This window comes from Neobacillus sp. YX16 (assembly GCF_030123505.1).
Taxonomy (GTDB): domain Bacteria; phylum Bacillota; class Bacilli; order Bacillales; family Cytobacillaceae; genus Neobacillus.
In genome coordinates this window covers 432,405-447,628 of sequence record NZ_CP126115.1, presented here as the reverse complement: position 1 = coordinate 447,628, position 15,224 = coordinate 432,405, and the positions used below count along the sequence as shown (strand labels likewise).

At 35.8% G+C, this 15,224-nt stretch carries 16 protein-coding genes and 1 pseudogene; 5 read left to right on the top strand and 12 right to left on the bottom strand.

Annotated elements, in window-relative coordinates; translation table 11 throughout:
- Positions 1-281: 281 nt before the first annotated feature.
- From QNH48_RS02300 to QNH48_RS02275, 6 genes are all read right to left on the bottom strand, one after another.
- The gene (locus QNH48_RS02300) at positions 282-1,244 is read right to left on the bottom strand and encodes a tRNA dihydrouridine synthase (RefSeq protein WP_283953585.1); all 963 of its coding nucleotides are present in this window, start codon (positions 1,242-1,244) and stop codon (positions 282-284) included.
- Between the two features lie 533 nt (positions 1,245-1,777).
- Positions 1,778-2,131 (bottom strand): DUF4352 domain-containing protein, encoded by a 354-nt coding sequence (locus QNH48_RS02295; RefSeq protein ID WP_283953584.1) that lies wholly within the window; start codon positions 2,129-2,131, stop codon positions 1,778-1,780.
- A 120-nt stretch (positions 2,132-2,251) separates the two neighbouring features.
- Positions 2,252-2,599: a hypothetical protein gene (locus QNH48_RS02290; RefSeq protein ID WP_283953583.1), complete on the bottom strand. Its 348-nt coding sequence runs from the start codon at positions 2,597-2,599 to the stop codon at positions 2,252-2,254.
- Positions 2,600-2,789: 190 nt separating this feature from the next.
- On the bottom strand, positions 2,790-3,461 hold the full coding sequence (locus tag QNH48_RS02285) for a GNAT family N-acetyltransferase (protein WP_283953582.1): 672 nt from the start codon (positions 3,459-3,461) through the stop codon (positions 2,790-2,792).
- Positions 3,462-3,479: 18 nt separating this feature from the next.
- Complete coding sequence (locus tag QNH48_RS02280; protein ID WP_283953581.1) at positions 3,480-4,151, bottom strand: GNAT family N-acetyltransferase; 672 nt, start codon at positions 4,149-4,151, stop codon at positions 3,480-3,482.
- 31 nt (positions 4,152-4,182) lie between these two features.
- Positions 4,183-5,046 carry a carbon-nitrogen hydrolase family protein gene (locus tag QNH48_RS02275; RefSeq protein WP_283953580.1) on the bottom strand — a complete coding sequence of 288 codons (864 nt, stop codon included), beginning with the start codon at positions 5,044-5,046 and terminating at the stop codon, positions 4,183-4,185.
- Positions 5,047-5,290: 244 nt separating this feature from the next.
- On the opposite strand from QNH48_RS02275, the gene QNH48_RS02270 reads away from it, so the two are divergent.
- Genes QNH48_RS02270 through QNH48_RS02260 form a run of 3 tightly spaced genes read left to right on the top strand, consistent with a single transcriptional unit; the run spans position 5,291 to position 8,989 of the window.
- Positions 5,291-6,772: a spore germination protein gene (locus QNH48_RS02270; RefSeq protein WP_283953579.1), complete on the top strand. Its 1,482-nt coding sequence runs from the start codon at positions 5,291-5,293 to the stop codon at positions 6,770-6,772.
- A gap of 7 nt (positions 6,773-6,779) precedes the next feature.
- Entirely contained in the window at positions 6,780-7,901 is a 1,122-nt protein-coding gene (locus tag QNH48_RS02265; RefSeq protein ID WP_283953578.1) for a GerAB/ArcD/ProY family transporter, read from the top strand.
- An 11-nt stretch (positions 7,902-7,912) separates the two neighbouring features.
- A complete protein-coding gene (locus tag QNH48_RS02260; protein ID WP_283953577.1) occupies positions 7,913-8,989 on the top strand; it encodes a Ger(x)C family spore germination protein in 1,077 nt (358 codons plus the stop codon).
- 61 nt (positions 8,990-9,050) lie between these two features.
- On the opposite strand, the gene hxlR is transcribed toward QNH48_RS02260, so the two are convergent.
- Complete coding sequence (gene hxlR, locus QNH48_RS02255; protein ID WP_283953576.1) at positions 9,051-9,416, bottom strand: transcriptional activator HxlR; 366 nt, start codon at positions 9,414-9,416, stop codon at positions 9,051-9,053.
- A gap of 148 nt (positions 9,417-9,564) precedes the next feature.
- Here hxlR and QNH48_RS30505 point away from each other — a divergent pair.
- A pseudogene (locus QNH48_RS30505) lies at positions 9,565-9,666 on the top strand (oxidoreductase); the annotation flags it as partial.
- 31 nt (positions 9,667-9,697) lie between these two features.
- A complete protein-coding gene (locus tag QNH48_RS02250; protein WP_283953575.1) occupies positions 9,698-9,829 on the top strand; it encodes a hypothetical protein in 132 nt (43 codons plus the stop codon).
- A 50-nt stretch (positions 9,830-9,879) separates the two neighbouring features.
- Here QNH48_RS02250 and rpiA read toward each other — a convergent pair whose 3' ends face one another.
- The 5 genes from rpiA to zwf all read right to left on the bottom strand — a co-directional run bounded on the left by rpiA (position 9,880) and on the right by zwf (position 14,689).
- The gene (gene rpiA / locus QNH48_RS02245) at positions 9,880-10,368 is read right to left on the bottom strand and encodes a ribose 5-phosphate isomerase A (protein ID WP_283953574.1); all 489 of its coding nucleotides are present in this window, start codon (positions 10,366-10,368) and stop codon (positions 9,880-9,882) included.
- Positions 10,369-10,384: 16 nt separating this feature from the next.
- On the bottom strand, positions 10,385-11,392 hold the full coding sequence (locus tag QNH48_RS02240) for a DUF3231 family protein (protein ID WP_283953573.1): 1,008 nt from the start codon (positions 11,390-11,392) through the stop codon (positions 10,385-10,387).
- A 290-nt stretch (positions 11,393-11,682) separates the two neighbouring features.
- Positions 11,683-12,102 carry a hypothetical protein gene (locus QNH48_RS02235; RefSeq protein ID WP_283953572.1) on the bottom strand — a complete coding sequence of 140 codons (420 nt, stop codon included), beginning with the start codon at positions 12,100-12,102 and terminating at the stop codon, positions 11,683-11,685.
- Between the two features lie 188 nt (positions 12,103-12,290).
- Positions 12,291-13,184, bottom strand: a complete 894-nt coding sequence (gnd, locus tag QNH48_RS02230; RefSeq protein WP_283953571.1) for a phosphogluconate dehydrogenase (NAD(+)-dependent, decarboxylating) — start codon at positions 13,182-13,184, stop codon at positions 12,291-12,293.
- Positions 13,185-13,231: 47 nt separating this feature from the next.
- Positions 13,232-14,689 (bottom strand): glucose-6-phosphate dehydrogenase, encoded by a 1,458-nt coding sequence (gene zwf, locus QNH48_RS02225; RefSeq protein ID WP_283953570.1) that lies wholly within the window; start codon positions 14,687-14,689, stop codon positions 13,232-13,234.
- Positions 14,690-15,224 lie beyond the last annotated feature (535 nt).

Here is a 15,224-nt window from a genome sequence, read left to right as displayed (position 1 = left end):
TGGTTACTTTTAGAGATAGCAAATTGAAAATTTTAGTCAACTAACTTACCTTTAAAGCTCACACAACTGTTTGAATTTTTCGTCGATTTAAAAAGGATATTAAAAAAACGTATCCATAATTCTAGCTGCAAAAAATACAGCGGAATTCGGAATACGATTGAAAAAACAATTGTAAGACTATTATAACATTTTTTGTGAAATATTGCAAATTTCTTGTTGACAACATATTTTATAGTGAGGTAAAATAAAGTTTTATTCTCTGTACATACGTGAAATTGCTATCAACATTCTTTACCAAAGTTATCGAGCAATGTACGCACTTCATCTGTTGATTTAGTGTTCATCAAACGATTCCTTAATTCAGCAGCTCCAGGGAATCCTTTGACATAAATTTTGAAAAAGCGATGAAGCCCTGTGATTGAACGTGGCAGTAATTCTGCATATTGATCCTGAAGATCAAGCTGCAGTCTTAAAAGATCAAGGTATTCTTTACTGCTATGCTCTTTTGGCTCTTTTTCAAAGGCAAAAGGATTTTTAAAAATACCTCGCCCAATCATAACACCATCAATACCATATTTTTCCGCAAGCTGCAGCCCAGTTTGACGGTCAGGAATGTCTCCATTGATTGTTAGTAGCGTATTCGGTGCGATACGGTCACGTAATTTTTTGATTTCTGGAATTAACTCCCAATGTGCATCTACTTGGCTCATTTCCTTTCTTGTACGTAAATGAATAGAAAGGTTCGCAATATCCTGTTTAAAAATATGCGTTAGCCACTCCTCCCACTCCTGAACCTCCTTATTGCCAAGTCGTGTTTTCACGCTGACAGGCAGTCCGCCGGCTTTTGCTGCTTGAATAAGTTCTGCCGCAACATCAGGACGCAGAATAAGGCCGCTGCCCTTCCCTCTCGATGCCACATTCGGTACAGGGCAACCCATATTAATATCGATGCCTTTAAATCCTAGCTCTGCCATGCCAATACTCATTTGACGGAAATATTCGGGATTATCCCCCCAAATATGTGCCACCATTGGCTGTTCATCTTCTGTAAAAGTCAAACGGCCACGCACACTTTTCATGCCCTCTGGATGACAATAGCTATCGGAGTTTGTAAACTCTGTAAAAAATACATCCGGTCGACCGGCTTCACTTACTACGTGACGAAAAACAACATCTGTCACATCTTCCATTGGTGCAAGTACAAAAAATGGCCGAGGTAAATCACGCCAAAAATTATTTATCATTTCAAACTCAAATCCTCTCACTATGGATACAACTTCAAACTCTCGGTCAAAAAATATAAAGCCAAATGTTCCACTTCTTTTACACTTATATCATGCTTAATAACTTATTTTTAATCACAAGTACATTTGGACATTTATAATTTGTGAAAAACTATTGTGAAAATCTGCAATGTTTATTTTAACGAAAATTGGTCCTGAATGGTAGTTTTATAAACAAAAAAGCAGATGGTATAGATTTTTTCTATCTCCAAAAGCAATATGATTAACAACAAAAGATTCTTCTTCAAATTCATGTAATACTTGTACAGTTTTACTGCACATTACCCAAATAAGTTGAAAGAAGAACTAAAAAAGGCATGTCAAAATTTTGAACTTATTAAGAAAAGCATTGGAGATGTAAATAATACGGAGGTTTTTAATGGTATTTTTATTTTAAATCGAGTTTAACAGTTTTCACTTCAATAATCCCAAAAACACTTTTAGGCACTACAACTACTAAGTCTCCGGATCTAAATAGCGGGGCAATGTTAGCATCATATACTATTATGTAGCTGAAACTGCTCGGTCATTGGCAATTCAAAGGCAAGTGTACCAGTGACACTATTGCCAGGATCTAGTTCACCCGATGAGAGCGCTGTATCAATATCGATCATCAGGAAAGGCTGCATATATAGGTTTCCTTTGCTATCCGTAACGCTGAAGAAATGTGGAGCAAACCACACTTTCTCGTTTCCCGTATTTTTAATTTCTACTGTAATGATATTAAATTCATTACCTGCTTTAGGTTTCTCTTCAGGGCTCCCTTTTGATTTTTCAACCTTCGTGACCTTTAGTGTCGAATCAGTCAGTTTAATTTCTTCCCCAACCGCGTGTGGTTTCTGCTTCACTCGGCTTGAAGTTTCTTATGCCAGTGGCGTTGTAGTAGTAACTGGCTTCGTGTATGTTGATTTCTTAAAACTCCATAAGATCGAAAATAGGGCATCAAGTGTCTTCGGATAATATGAAACTTACTGGCCCCCATCAAATACGAACAGTTTCCCTATTTTTTTGGGTGCCATTTGCACCATTAACGCTCCCAGCATACCAACAATAATAACCACCATTAAGGATGCAAATACAATGGTCATCGAATAACGATAGCTTTCAGCCATATTCATTTGTTCAAATAAGCCCATGAATTGAGGATCATTAATTTGAGTCAATTTTTGAATATTAATCTCAATAAATTTCCAAAACGGCTTAAAGTTAATCGTTAGTGTTTTCCCTATTCCAATTAATGTAGGTAGTGCAAAAACAAAAAGGATTCCTAAAATCATAAGAACGATCCCAAGGGGCAGATCCAAATATTTTTTCATTTTTTACCTCTCTCACTTTTAAATTGTCCGATATAGATAACGAACCCTCTAAAGGAATTAGACGTGACAAAACTGGTTTTTTGTTCACATTTTTGTAATAAATGAACTTTTTTCATATTTCTCTCTTTTTACAAAAAAAGCTTGCCGACTTTAGTCTAAACTTCGACTTAATCAGCAAGCTTTTCCATCATTAAAAATATAATAATGCCACTTTTTCTTTTGCTTCTAAGTTTTCACTCATTGAATACCAAGTCTCTGGTTTATTTGATAAGACGGTATAATAGCGTTTCAAAAATTTCACTATTAAGTCTGTTTGCAGTTCATTCCTTTCTCCATCCATTGGGAGGAAACATAGGTCTAGACCAGTTACAGCTTCTCCATCATTGTTCCAGGACGGGTGAACATATGGAAAATCCAGACGTTTGTATCCAAGGTGTGCCAGCACTTCACGACGAACATAAGGATCCATCGGCTTAACACCGCCAAATTCATAATGCTCTACACGATATGGGTCATAGATTTCAGCAAACATACCCATCAGTTTCTTCCCATTCGCTGCTGCTAATTCATTCAGGTCTTCTAGTCTTTTATTCGCTAAAAATGGACCGATGCCCAAGCCTGCTTGGCCAATAATTGTAAAATCCGTCATTGCTACATTAAAGTCTTCATAATAACGGTACTCAGTTGCGCCCACTACTTTTCCTTCATGAACAGCGACAAAAACACGGATACCTGGATCTTCTAACGGTTCTTTCCAAAGATCAAATTCTAGTACTTCTTCTGGGGGGAACACATCTTGCATTAATTGATGCATTTGTTTAAATAACGGATCGTTGATATTGGTAATTCTACTATATTCCATTGGATCATCTCCTTTTCTTTATTTTGAATGGGAAAACGGATTTTTCCATTCCATTAGCGTGCCATAATTATACGATTCTTCATCCTCTAAATAATTTGCTACTACTTTTACTGGTGTACGGCCGCAACGTAGGAGAAAAGTGATAACTGGATCCTTCAGCTCCCCTTTTACCACAGCATCTATATATTGTTCAGGTGACTTTTCATTCGCATGTTTGTGATAACCTGGCATCCTACCCCCACCAAGCAGTCTTTCCAACCCCAAATGAACAACAACATCATACATAGAAAACATCAACCACTTGCCTAAACCTAACTTTCGAAAAGATGGACGGACACCTATATCGACAACGTATAAGGTATTCCCTTTAGGGTTGTGGTTCCGGATATAGCCATTATCCGTTATTTCTTCCCAGGAATGTTCTGGATGTTGAGGATCAAATTCGACAAGAAGTCCAGTCATAGACCCAGCTATTTCACCATCCACTTCGATACATAAAGCTCCCTGTGGAAAAAGAGTCACATGATTATTTAGTTGCTCTTCATTCCACCATAATTCAGATGGAAATGGAGGAGGAAAGCTTTCTTGTTGAATACGAATTAAGTCAGGAAAGTCCTTCTTTTCATAATTTCGGATGACAACTGGAACAGGTTTGTCTTGGTCAAAAACGAAAAATTCTTTTCGATACATGAGGAGTCCCCCATTTCATTGATAAATCAGCTTATTTTGTTTCCCAATCTGGGTAAAGATCTGTACGTCGGTCACGCCATGTGGTCACCGATCCTTTTTCACGAACTTGATATAATAGCTCTAAATTCAAGTCTGCTGTAACGATCATATCCTGATTAATCTCACCTTCTACCAAAATCCCTTTTGGCGGGAATGGAATGTCATTTGGTGTGATGACAACTGCCTGGCCAAAATTGGCACGCATGAAATCAACGGTTGGCAGCGCACCGACCGTACCAGTTGTGACAACATAGACTTGATTTTCGATGGCTCTTGCATGACTTGTGTAACGAACACGGTGAAAGCCGTGGCGATCGTCTGTACATGATGGACAGAAAATGACATCTGCTCCTTTTGCCTTTGCCATACGAACGATTTCCGGAAATTCAATGTCATAGCACGTTAACATAGCAATTTTCCCTTTTTCAGTCTCGAAAACTTCCAGACCGTCTCCGGGACTCATATTCCACTCATGTACCTCTGTTGGAGTTATATGAAGTTTCGCTTGTTCCACCACTCTTCCATCCGGGTAAAACATATGAGCAACGTTATAAAGGCGATCACCCTTACGGATCACATGTGTTCCACCTATAATGTGCATCTTATATTGTTTGGCAAGTTCGATAAATAACGACCGGTACTGATCAGTATAATCAGGTAATTCTTGGATGGTTAATGCTTCCCCTTTATCGTTGCCAATGGACATAAGTTGAGTAGTGAAAAATTCAGGGAAGATGATAAATTCGGATCCGAATTCTTCTGCTGTTTTTATATAATGCTCCACCTGGTCTGCAAACTCTTTAAAAGAGCTAATGGTATGAAGATAATACTGAACGGCTGATACTCTCATTTGCATACAATCCCCTACTTTCTATTTGTCATAATCATTTAATCCTATTATTAGCGAAATGAAAAATTTGAACAAGTACGCACTTTTTCATTACATAGTGTAAAAAAATATACTGTAAAATTTATATAGTTTCCCCTACCTTATTTTATTAGTATAAAATAATCTTTTCTTTTTCATACTAAAAGGAAGAATTACCATTACACTTTTTCTATAGTGAACAAATGGCAGCTTATATCAGTGAGGGATGTTAATGTTTTGGAAAAAGGGTAAAAGCATTGCTAATGATAGTAGTGACACACAAAAACCTGTGCCAAGGAAGATATCATTAGACTCTCTAAAACAGGTTTTAAACAATATGGACGATGTAGAGATAATCGAACGCACTACACTTAACGATCAAAAAGTTGTCTTAATCTATTTAAGAACCTTAATTGACCAGGATCGTTTGAATGAATCGATAATAGAACCTGTTATCCAATGTCCACATGCCATGATTTACGAAAGCATAGCCACACCTAAAGTAATGAAGATCCAATTACTTGAAGAGGCACAGAAATCACTCCTCACCGGTGCTGTACTTCTGAATGATTGTATCCAAGAACAATGGTTGGTCATTCCTCTTCCTAACGAATTAGGTAGGGGGATTGAAACCTCTGAAACAGAAACAATTTTATACGGTGCAAAAGATAGTTTCACTGAACAATTAGAACCAAATATCACCCTCATACGCAGAAGACTTCCTATTACTGAATTAAAAACAGAGAAATATAAAATAGGTTCATTAAGTGAAACAACGGTTGTCCTAATGTACATAGACGGGTTAACCAATCCTGAATATATATCAATAGCAAGAAAGAAAATTTCTGAAATTAACTTTGATTTATTTTTCGATTCATCCCAGGTTGCGGCATTTATGGAGGAACATCATCACAGTATTTTTCCACAATTCCAACAAACTGACCGCCCAGATGTTTGTGCTTATTCCTTAGGGCTCGGTAAATTAACTATCTTGGTAGAGAACACACCGTTTGTATTAATTGCACCAATCACCTTTTTTCACCTTTTCCAATCACCAGAGGATTATATTAATCGTTGGCCGGTTGCAAGTTTTTTAAGAGTTATTCGATATTTAAGCTTTTTTCTGTCCGTCGCACTGATACCATTTTATGTTGCACTAACAACCCACCATTATCAAATGATCCCCTTACAAATACTATTTGTTTTAGCGGAATCTAGAAGTAAACTACCTTTTACACCATTTTGGGAAGCAATACTGATGTTAACTATTCTTGAAATCATAAAAGAAGCGAGTTTACGGATGCCGACCAAATCAAGTCAAACCTTAGGGGTGATTGGTGGTATAGTTATCGGTCAAGCAGCGGTTCAAGCGGGTTTTGCGGGCAAAGTATTAATTGTATTAGTTTGTATTTCAACCATCTCCTCATTTTTAGTACCAAACTATTTGATGACGAAGGCAAATACACTCATTCAATTTGGTTTTCTTCTCCTTTCATCCATTTTTGGTGTTTTTGGCATTGCCATGGGAGCTGTTGCCATTTTGGCACATCTAAATGGTCTTACTTCCTTAAAACAACCCTATTTTTCACCCGTCGCTCCATTTTACTGGAAGGACTGGATCGATCTCTTTATTAGAGGGCCTTTAACAAAAATGAAATCCCGTCCGGATCATTTACACCCTTTACAGAAATGGAGATACAAACGAAGGATGTGATTCAAAGTTGACCACATTTTCCTTATTTGATAAATCATCTAAATTTGACGGAATCTATGCCTTTTTCATCGTCAACCGTTTCCAAATGCTTTACCTATTTTTTTTAATGCCTACCTACTTATTACACCCGTTTATGATTTGGGGCATTGTTGCAATGGCAGTCTTTTCCCAACTCAATATATGGCTGTTATGCAAATGGCTAGAATCAAATTATGCTAAAAAGGGATATCAAGGTTTTGTAGAGCTTTTTGGTGTTCGAATGGTAAGGCTTTTGACTTTTATAGGCCTTATATTGATACTAATCAAAATAACGGTGATTACACTCGGATACTTAGAAGTCATTCATGATTTTATTTTCCCATCAATGAATTCAATTTGGATTATTTTATTCATTCTTCTTACGAGCTCCTATGTTGCTTCACTAGGAATGAAGAATACCATACGGTTTGTGGTAATTGTTTTTTTATGTGTTTTTTGGATAATTTTTTTATATTATCCCTTTTTTATTCCACCAATCGCTGCATTACATGATTTGTATCCCTTGATACCAACAAATTGGACAACTGATTCATGGAAAGGATTGTTACTCATTTGGTCTTCATATTCAGGACCAGAGTATTTAATCTGTTTAATTCCTTGGATCAAACCACAACAAAAAATGCGTAAATATTTAACCTATGCGAATGCTCTTTCTACTTCAGAGTATTTGCTATTGTTTATTGCGAGTTTATTCTTTTTCGGTTCAAATTATTTAAGTAAAAGTAAATACCCTATTATTCATATGATTCGATACTTACAATCTCCCATGTTTGAACGACTGGATATTATCCTGATTTCACTACATATGTTTTTATTGGTGTTTGCTATATCAATTTTCTTGTTATGTATATATGGGGCTACAAGAATCATCCTAAAAAAAACAAGTACCCAACCTTCACGTATGGGTTTTGCTGTCACTTGTATTATGTTATTTCTCTGCTTTGTAATTGTGAATAATTGGATTTGGTCCATTGAAGCGGAACAAAATATTCTCCTGAATATTCAAATTTGGTTAAGTGGAATAACTTACTTTATCGTCCCAACATTCTTGCTCCTTTTGACAAAGCTAAAAAGGCGTGTAAAAGCATGAGGCGAAAGAAAATGCTTTTTGTTTGGGGAATCTTTGTTTCATTAGTCATGATTCCAGGATGTGCCCCATTTGTTGAGAACAACACAATTGAAGATATTGCCCCTGTCACTTTTTGGTCAATTAGTAAAGGCGAAAAAAGAAAAATAAAAATGAGTACATTAGTCCCTCCATTAGTAAATGAGCCAAAAAGCTTATTAACACTAGAAGTTGATCTCCTTAAACAGGGAGGAAAAGACTTTAATTTAAGATATTATCGTGAATTGAAGGTTGGACAACTCCGTTATTTTTTAATTCATGAGGAATTAGCGAAACAAGGGATTATTCAGTTGATTAACACGCTATTGACAGACTATGATATTTCGCAACGAATGTATTTAGTAATCGTTAAAGGTAATTTTGACGAATATATTAACAGACAAGCAAAGAAGCAAGAGTACCTTGATTATTACCTGTATCGGATGCTAAGACACTATGAGAGGAAAAGACAAGGTGAAATGACCATTGTCAATTTGCATGAATATAAAAATATGCTGTTTTCACCATTTTCAGATCCCGTTCTTCCTGTTTTCAAAGTAGCGAAAGATAACTTTACTTACGAGGGTACTGCTTTTTTTAGCAATGATAAATTAATAGAAACGGTCACAAGTACCGAAGATCAAATATTTCAACTTCTTGACAATGATCACTATTTGAAGTTTTTTCCAATACCCAAATTAGATGTGGTTATTGGACGTCTACGCTCAAGAGTAAATGTGGATTTAGATAAAAATCTTTCCCTAGTTACAATAAACGTTAAACTAAATGGAAGAATTGAGGAATATCAAGGTAATAAAAATATCCTCAACGGAAATGAACTGATGCAGCTTCAGAAGGAAATTGAAACTGAATTAGAAATGAAAACTACGGACCTCATAAAAAAAATGCGAGATCTGAAGGTGGATCCTCTTCAAATCGGGACACACACCCTTAGCCCCTTTTCCAAACCCATCAGCGAAAAGGTATGGTTAGCCGCATGGGGAAAAATGAAAATAAAAGTTAATTATCAGCTTTATTTTGAGGCATTACAAAACACTAAAAATAATTATTAAATTATCATGAAAAGAGGTTGACCCCCTTGGCCGGAGTCAACCTTAGATTACCAGTTAAAATTTACCTAATCGACTCTTGTCTTACTAAAGGATTCAACCCAGCAGTTTCCATATAATCTTTTCCCCAGTTATACATAGCATCGAGAATCGGCATCAAGCTTCTTCCTTGTTCAGTAAGGGAGTATTCTACTTTTGGAGGAACCACGGGATAGACTACGCGTTTTACAATCAAGTCTTCTTCCAGTTCTCGCAATTGATTAACTAGCATTCTCTGCGTGATCCCTGGCATAAGAGCTTTCAGTTCACCAAATCGCTTCGTTCCCTCTTTTCCTAGATGCCATAGTATAAGCATCTTCCATTTACCACCGATAACGGAAAGAGTTAATTCTTTTTCACAATTAAACATCTTATCCTGCATTCGCGACATTTCACATCACCTCCATATTTATTATAACCCACAGTATACTTTTTTCACTATATAAAATAAAAGCCTGTACTTGTAATATACTTCCATACGTTATATATTAGCGGTAAGTATATAATTCTATTCTGCTGTTCAAGAAAGGAGTTAAAGAATTGCCCGCATTCCTGGTGATTGGATTGTCCCTTTACCTGAAAATTTTACGTTGATGGAATCAATGATTTTGGGGACTGCAGGTATTACTGCAGTCTTGTCCAATTCATGTTAGACAAGACCTTTGGAATGGAATGGCAACCGATTTAATACCTTCTACTCTTTCTGAAACTGTGAATAAAGAAATTACACTAGAAGAATTACCTGAAACCTTACCTACTATTTTAAATGGACAAGCAAGAGGTAGAATCATAGTAAAGATTTAATAAAACAATAGAGAGGGACCCAAAGTCTCTCTCTAAAGGAAATTACTTTCTTAACATGACAACATTTTTTCTAGATTCAGAGTGATAACTAAGTCAGTCATGCCAATAAATAACCCATTTTCAACTACTCCCGGTATCACGTTAAGCATTCGTTCTAACCTCTCAGGTTGAACGTGCTCAGAAATTTCGCAGCCAAAAATATAGTTCCCATTTTCAGTAATAAATGGATTTTCTCTGTTTAATCGAATTTCTGGGACTAACCCAATGGCTCTAATATGTTTTACCGTCATTTCATAACCGAACGGAATAACTTCTACAGGCAATCGAAACGCACCTAATTTCTCTACCCTTTTAGATGAATCTGCTATAACAATAAATTTTTTAGCTGCTCTCGCTATGATTTTCTCTCTTAAAAGTGCGCCGTCATCACCTTTGATTAGTTCTAATTCTAAATTGACTTCATCTGCTCCATCAATAGCAATAACTATACTTTCTATTTCACTAAAGCTAATAAGTGGATTGCCTAATTCTTTAGCCAATTCTTCCGTTATTGATCTAATTCTTTGCCAAACTTTCGTGATCAGTGGCAGAGGGAGGTTGTTCCATCCAGCCCTTTTCTATTAATAGATTTATACCCTCTTCAGCAATTAAGGCAATTTCGGTATTCATTCGTGCGTAATCTGCCGTTAGGTCTCTTCTTTGTCCCATTGATAATGCCTCACTATAATAAGCAATTGCTGCAGAAAGCAGTGTCGCTATATGAAATAGCATAAGTTTATCTGAAAAGGGTGGAACTGTTGAATCTGTTACTTCTGTTTCAAATAACCTTGGAACATGAAGATTCTCCTCTTTTAACACTGAACTTAGAATATCAAAGTGTTTAATACAAAGCTTACGAGCACGTTCCATATAATCTCGTACCTCTTTAGATTGACAAACTTGACTGAATCCTAACTCCAATACCATTTTCACCATTGTTTTCTGCATATTGAGATGCACACCACTGATTTCAATTGCGTTAATAGGTCTACGTTTCCCGAACCAACCAGTTAAATAATTTTGCTTCCTAACAAAATCAATCTTTTGTTGGTTGTTTAAAGTAGGAGGTTTGTTAATAATTCCCTTATTTAATGAAACACTAGTTACCCTATCATATAGTTCCAATGATTGCGAAGTACATTCAATAAAGTATTTTCTGATATCCTCTCGTATACAAACACTAGTGGCACCAGCATATCTCGTCAACCCATGAATTGTCATAATATGTAAATACACAATCTTAAATGTATCAGTAAATAAACTAGGAGCGTCTACTGTGACATCTTCGTCTGTAAAGCCTATTGGAATTGGAAGATTTTCTAAGGATAAGAATTGCTTCGTTTTTTCTAAATGAGTTTCTGATAATTCTAAGGCAAATTCCAGTAAATCGCGAATATCTTCATCCTTTACATCATGTAACATATAGCGAAGAATACATCGTGACAAACTGTCATTAACATATTGTGACCAAATGACAGCATTTTCTGATGCATTAATTTTAGTATGGTGATTAACTTGTTCCATTTTATCATCCCTCCTAGCTATTACAGATTAGGATAACCATTTACATTAATTTTATTTGTTAAATGTTCCTGGCAAGATATATATTATCGTTTTCTTACTCATGTTTATTAGGGAATCTTATATGATTGGAAAAGTTAAACATATTTTCTTGATAGGAAGATGCATTACAGAAATAGAAATAGAAGCAGAAGTTAAATAGGGAATTCATACCGTTTGAGATTCCCTATTTAACTTTTCTAAAAAACATACTCCAAATAAATTTTCTATCATTTTAATGGTTATTTCGGAAACTAGTGAGATCTCTCAACACCAGCACTTAAAATGTCTTCTGTTGTGATTTCAAGTAATTTCTCCAGGAACCTTATTGTTCCTATTATATTTTCATCAGTTTTAAGGTTTTCCATTTTCTTATCAGCTATCAAATCATTAAGAACTTTTCTGAAAGCATTGCTTTTTATTAGCCACTCTCCAATCAGTTCCTTTGTTGCAGATCTTTCAAATTCATTTTTCACAGCAAATAAACTTTCTCTTTTTGTTTCTATTATAGTAATAGCATTTAAATCAGAATTCATACGCATCTTAAAATATCTCTTTTCACTATTATAATAATTTTCATTTCTTAACCGAAAATACTCTACACCTATAGTAATTTCGTAAAAAGAAGCTGTCTCTTTAACATATTGAATGTCTTTCACTTCAACATTTTTCAATAGATCTAGATAAGTTTCTATACCTTACTGAGTATTTATCATTTTTGCATCCAATACATTCATGAACTTCACATCCTTTTCTACCATCATATTCATTGTTTTCATTACCATTTCACAAATAATGAGCTATTTTTCTTCACCTATTTTTATTGACTCTTTTTCTATTAAATGTGACAGATGTATTTCTGTTAGTTTTTTTCAACAACATGTCCACCAAATTCGTTTCTTAATGCAGCTACCACTTTACCTGTAAAAGTATCGCTGTCTAATGAACGGTAACGCATCAAAAGAGACATTGCGATAACAGGAGTGGCTGCTTGTAAATCTAAAGCTGTTTCAACTGTCCATTTCCCTTCACCAGAAGAGTGCATAATCCCTTTAATTTCATCTAGCTTTGCATCTTTTGAAAATGCACGTTCAGTCAACTCCATGAGCCATGAACGAATAACTGAGCCGTTATTCCACACTCTAGCCACTTTTTCGTAGTCAAAATCGAACTTGCTTTTCTCTAATACCTCGAATCCTTCACCAATCGCTGCCATCATACCGTATTCAATTCCATTGTGAACCATTTTTAAGAAATGACCGCTCCCTGCTTTACCAGCATAGATAAATCCGTTTTCGACAGCTGTATCCTTGAAAATAGGTTCCACGATGCTCCAGGCTTCAGGGTCTCCACCAATCATATAACATGCTCCATTACGAGCACCTTCCATTCCACCAGAAGTACCGGCATCCATAAAGTGAATTCCTACTTCCTTTAGCTGGTTATATCGGCGAATGGATTCCTTATAGTGAGAATTTCCAGCTTCAATTACGATATCTCCAGTGCCTAATAATGGTGTCATTTCATCAATTACTGAATCTACCACAGCATGCGGAACCATAATCCATACAACTCTTGGTTTTTCTAATGATTCAACAAGTTCTTTTAAATCAGATGTACCTCGAGCACCGTATTTCTTCATTTCTTCAACGGCACTTCCATTTACATCGAAAGCTACTACTTCGTGCTTGTTATCAATTAAATTTTGACCTAAGTTTAATCCCATTTTTCCTAAACCAATTAATCCAACTTTCATGTTCATTTCCTCCTTAATAATCTAAAAATATTCTTCATCTTTTATTACTACCACCATTTATATCCTTCCTCTGCCAATAATTGATGGGAAGCATCTGGTCCCATTGACCCGGATGGATATAATTGAAGGGGAATTGTATTTTCCTCAAAAGCATCTAAGATAGGCTGTACCCATTTCCAAGACAACTCCACTTCTTTCCAATGTGCAAAGAATGTTGAGTCGCCACGCATTGCATCGTAAATTAAAAGCTCATACGCTTCAGGAACATCTGCTTGCTTAGCAGAAAATTCAACATTGATTGGTTCGATTTTTCCATTATTTAATGGGTTTTTACTATTTAATTGTAATGAAACACTTTCGTTTGGATTGATTTCAATTACTAAAAGATTTGGCGCAGTTTCTTCTTCTTGAGTCCTATACAAATCCTTTAGAGTATTTTTGAATTCAATCACAATTCGGGTGGATTTCTCTGTCATTCTTTTTCCTGTACGGATATAGAAAGGAACCCCTCTCCAAAAATCATCATCCACACATAGACGGGCAGCCACAAATGTGTCATTTAAAGAAGAAGGAGCAACTTCAGGTTCTCCTGTATACCCAACAACTGGTTTACCTTGGATTTCACCAGGACCATATTGACCTCGAATCACATGATTCACCACATCCTCTTTCTTTAATGGACAAAGTGATTCTATTACTTTTCTCTTTTCATTGCGGATCTCTTCTGCACTAATTTGTTTTGGCAGCTGCATTGCTGTCATCATCAACATTTGCAGCATATGATTTTGAAACATGTCGCGAATAGCCCCAGCTTGATCATAATAGCCAGCTCTCTCTTCAACCCCAACTGTTTCGCTTGCAGTAATTTGCACATTCGCAATGTAATGGTTGTTCCATAATGCTTGAAGCACTGGATTTGCAAATCCTAACGCTTCCAGGTTTTGTACCATCGGCTTTCCAAGATAGTGGTCGATGCGAAAAATTTCTTCTTCATCAAAAGCTTTACTTAGTTTATCGTTTAATTCTTGAGCTGATTTTAAGTCATGTCCAAACGGTTTTTCGATAATTAGACGTTTCCAACCTTTAGTAGAACCTAGACCACTCTCTTTAATGTTGAAAGCAATCACATTAAAAAACTCTGGAGCAACAGATAGGTAGAACATATGATTTTCTGGTATATTCAATTCTTCTTCACGTTGTTTAACGAGTTCAAGTAATCCTTTATATCCTTCAGCCTTGATAGCATCTACATGGCAATACCGAAAGGCACGGATAAACACTTCAAGGTTTGAATCGCCATTTAGTGATCGTCTAGAAAATGTTTTTAAGGAATCTTCCACATGGTTTTGGAAATCAGTATCTGATAAATCTCCTCTGCCCACCCCAATAATTGAGATGGGCAGAGGAGATTTTTGATCCAAAAATAAATTATATAGAGCCGGGAAGATTTTTCTTTTTGCTAAGTCCCCTGTCGCCCCAAATAAGACAAATGTCATTGCCTCCATTTTACATACCTCCAAAATTAAAAATTTCACTTATGCCTTTCTTAAAAAACTACTATAACTATTGATAGCCAATCCCTTGCTTAGCCATATTTTTATTTGAACCTGCTTGGACCGTAATAATGATGTCCCTAAAATGCGAATGACCACATTTTAGACAATAAACATTATTCGATGTGAAGGTTAGGCATCTTGAACAAACTTTGTGATGCTTTGCATGTAACCCGAACATACTATTCACCCTTTCAATGTAGTAAACTGAATGCGGAAGATCAGTTGACTGATCAATAACCACAGTATTTCGTGAATCCAATGTTGCAACAAGATGTAAGTATAATACCTACATTTTTCAAATGGAAGTACGCACTTTTTATTTAAATAGTGATAAAAAAATAACATAATAACAAAATGTATACTATAGGAAATAAACTCATCTATTTTTGTGTTAAATAAATTAAAAAGCCAGGGTGAGCATCCTCTCCCTGGCCAAAAAAAAATAAGTGATATAAATTTGTTGAGAACAGTATTCTTTATGTGT

Bases quoted from the DNA above. Each gene is read 5' to 3' on its own strand.
- QNH48_RS02300 (WP_283953585.1), bottom strand. From the start codon at position 1,244: ATGATAAATAATTTTTGGCGTGATTTACCTCGGCCATTTTTTGTACTT.
- QNH48_RS02290 (WP_283953583.1), bottom strand. From the start codon at position 2,599: ATGAAAAAATATTTGGATCTGCCCCTTGGGATCGTTCTTATGATTTTA.
- QNH48_RS02285 (WP_283953582.1), bottom strand. From the start codon at position 3,461: ATGGAATATAGTAGAATTACCAATATCAACGATCCGTTATTTAAACAA.
- QNH48_RS02280 (WP_283953581.1), bottom strand. From the start codon at position 4,151: ATGTATCGAAAAGAATTTTTCGTTTTTGACCAAGACAAACCTGTTCCA.
- QNH48_RS02275 (WP_283953580.1), bottom strand. From the start codon at position 5,046: ATGCAAATGAGAGTATCAGCCGTTCAGTATTATCTTCATACCATTAGC.
- QNH48_RS02270 (WP_283953579.1), top strand. From the start codon at position 5,291: ATGTTTTGGAAAAAGGGTAAAAGCATTGCTAATGATAGTAGTGACACA.
- QNH48_RS02260 (WP_283953577.1), top strand. From the start codon at position 7,913: ATGCTTTTTGTTTGGGGAATCTTTGTTTCATTAGTCATGATTCCAGGA.
- hxlR (WP_283953576.1), bottom strand. From the start codon at position 9,416: ATGTCGCGAATGCAGGATAAGATGTTTAATTGTGAAAAAGAATTAACT.
- QNH48_RS02250 (WP_283953575.1), top strand. From the start codon at position 9,698: ATGGCAACCGATTTAATACCTTCTACTCTTTCTGAAACTGTGAATAAA.
- QNH48_RS02240 (WP_283953573.1), bottom strand. From the start codon at position 11,392: ATGGAACAAGTTAATCACCATACTAAAATTAATGCATCAGAAAATGCT.
- gnd (WP_283953571.1), bottom strand. From the start codon at position 13,184: ATGAAAGTTGGATTAATTGGTTTAGGAAAAATGGGATTAAACTTAGGT.
- zwf (WP_283953570.1), bottom strand. From the start codon at position 14,689: ATGGAGGCAATGACATTTGTCTTATTTGGGGCGACAGGGGACTTAGCA.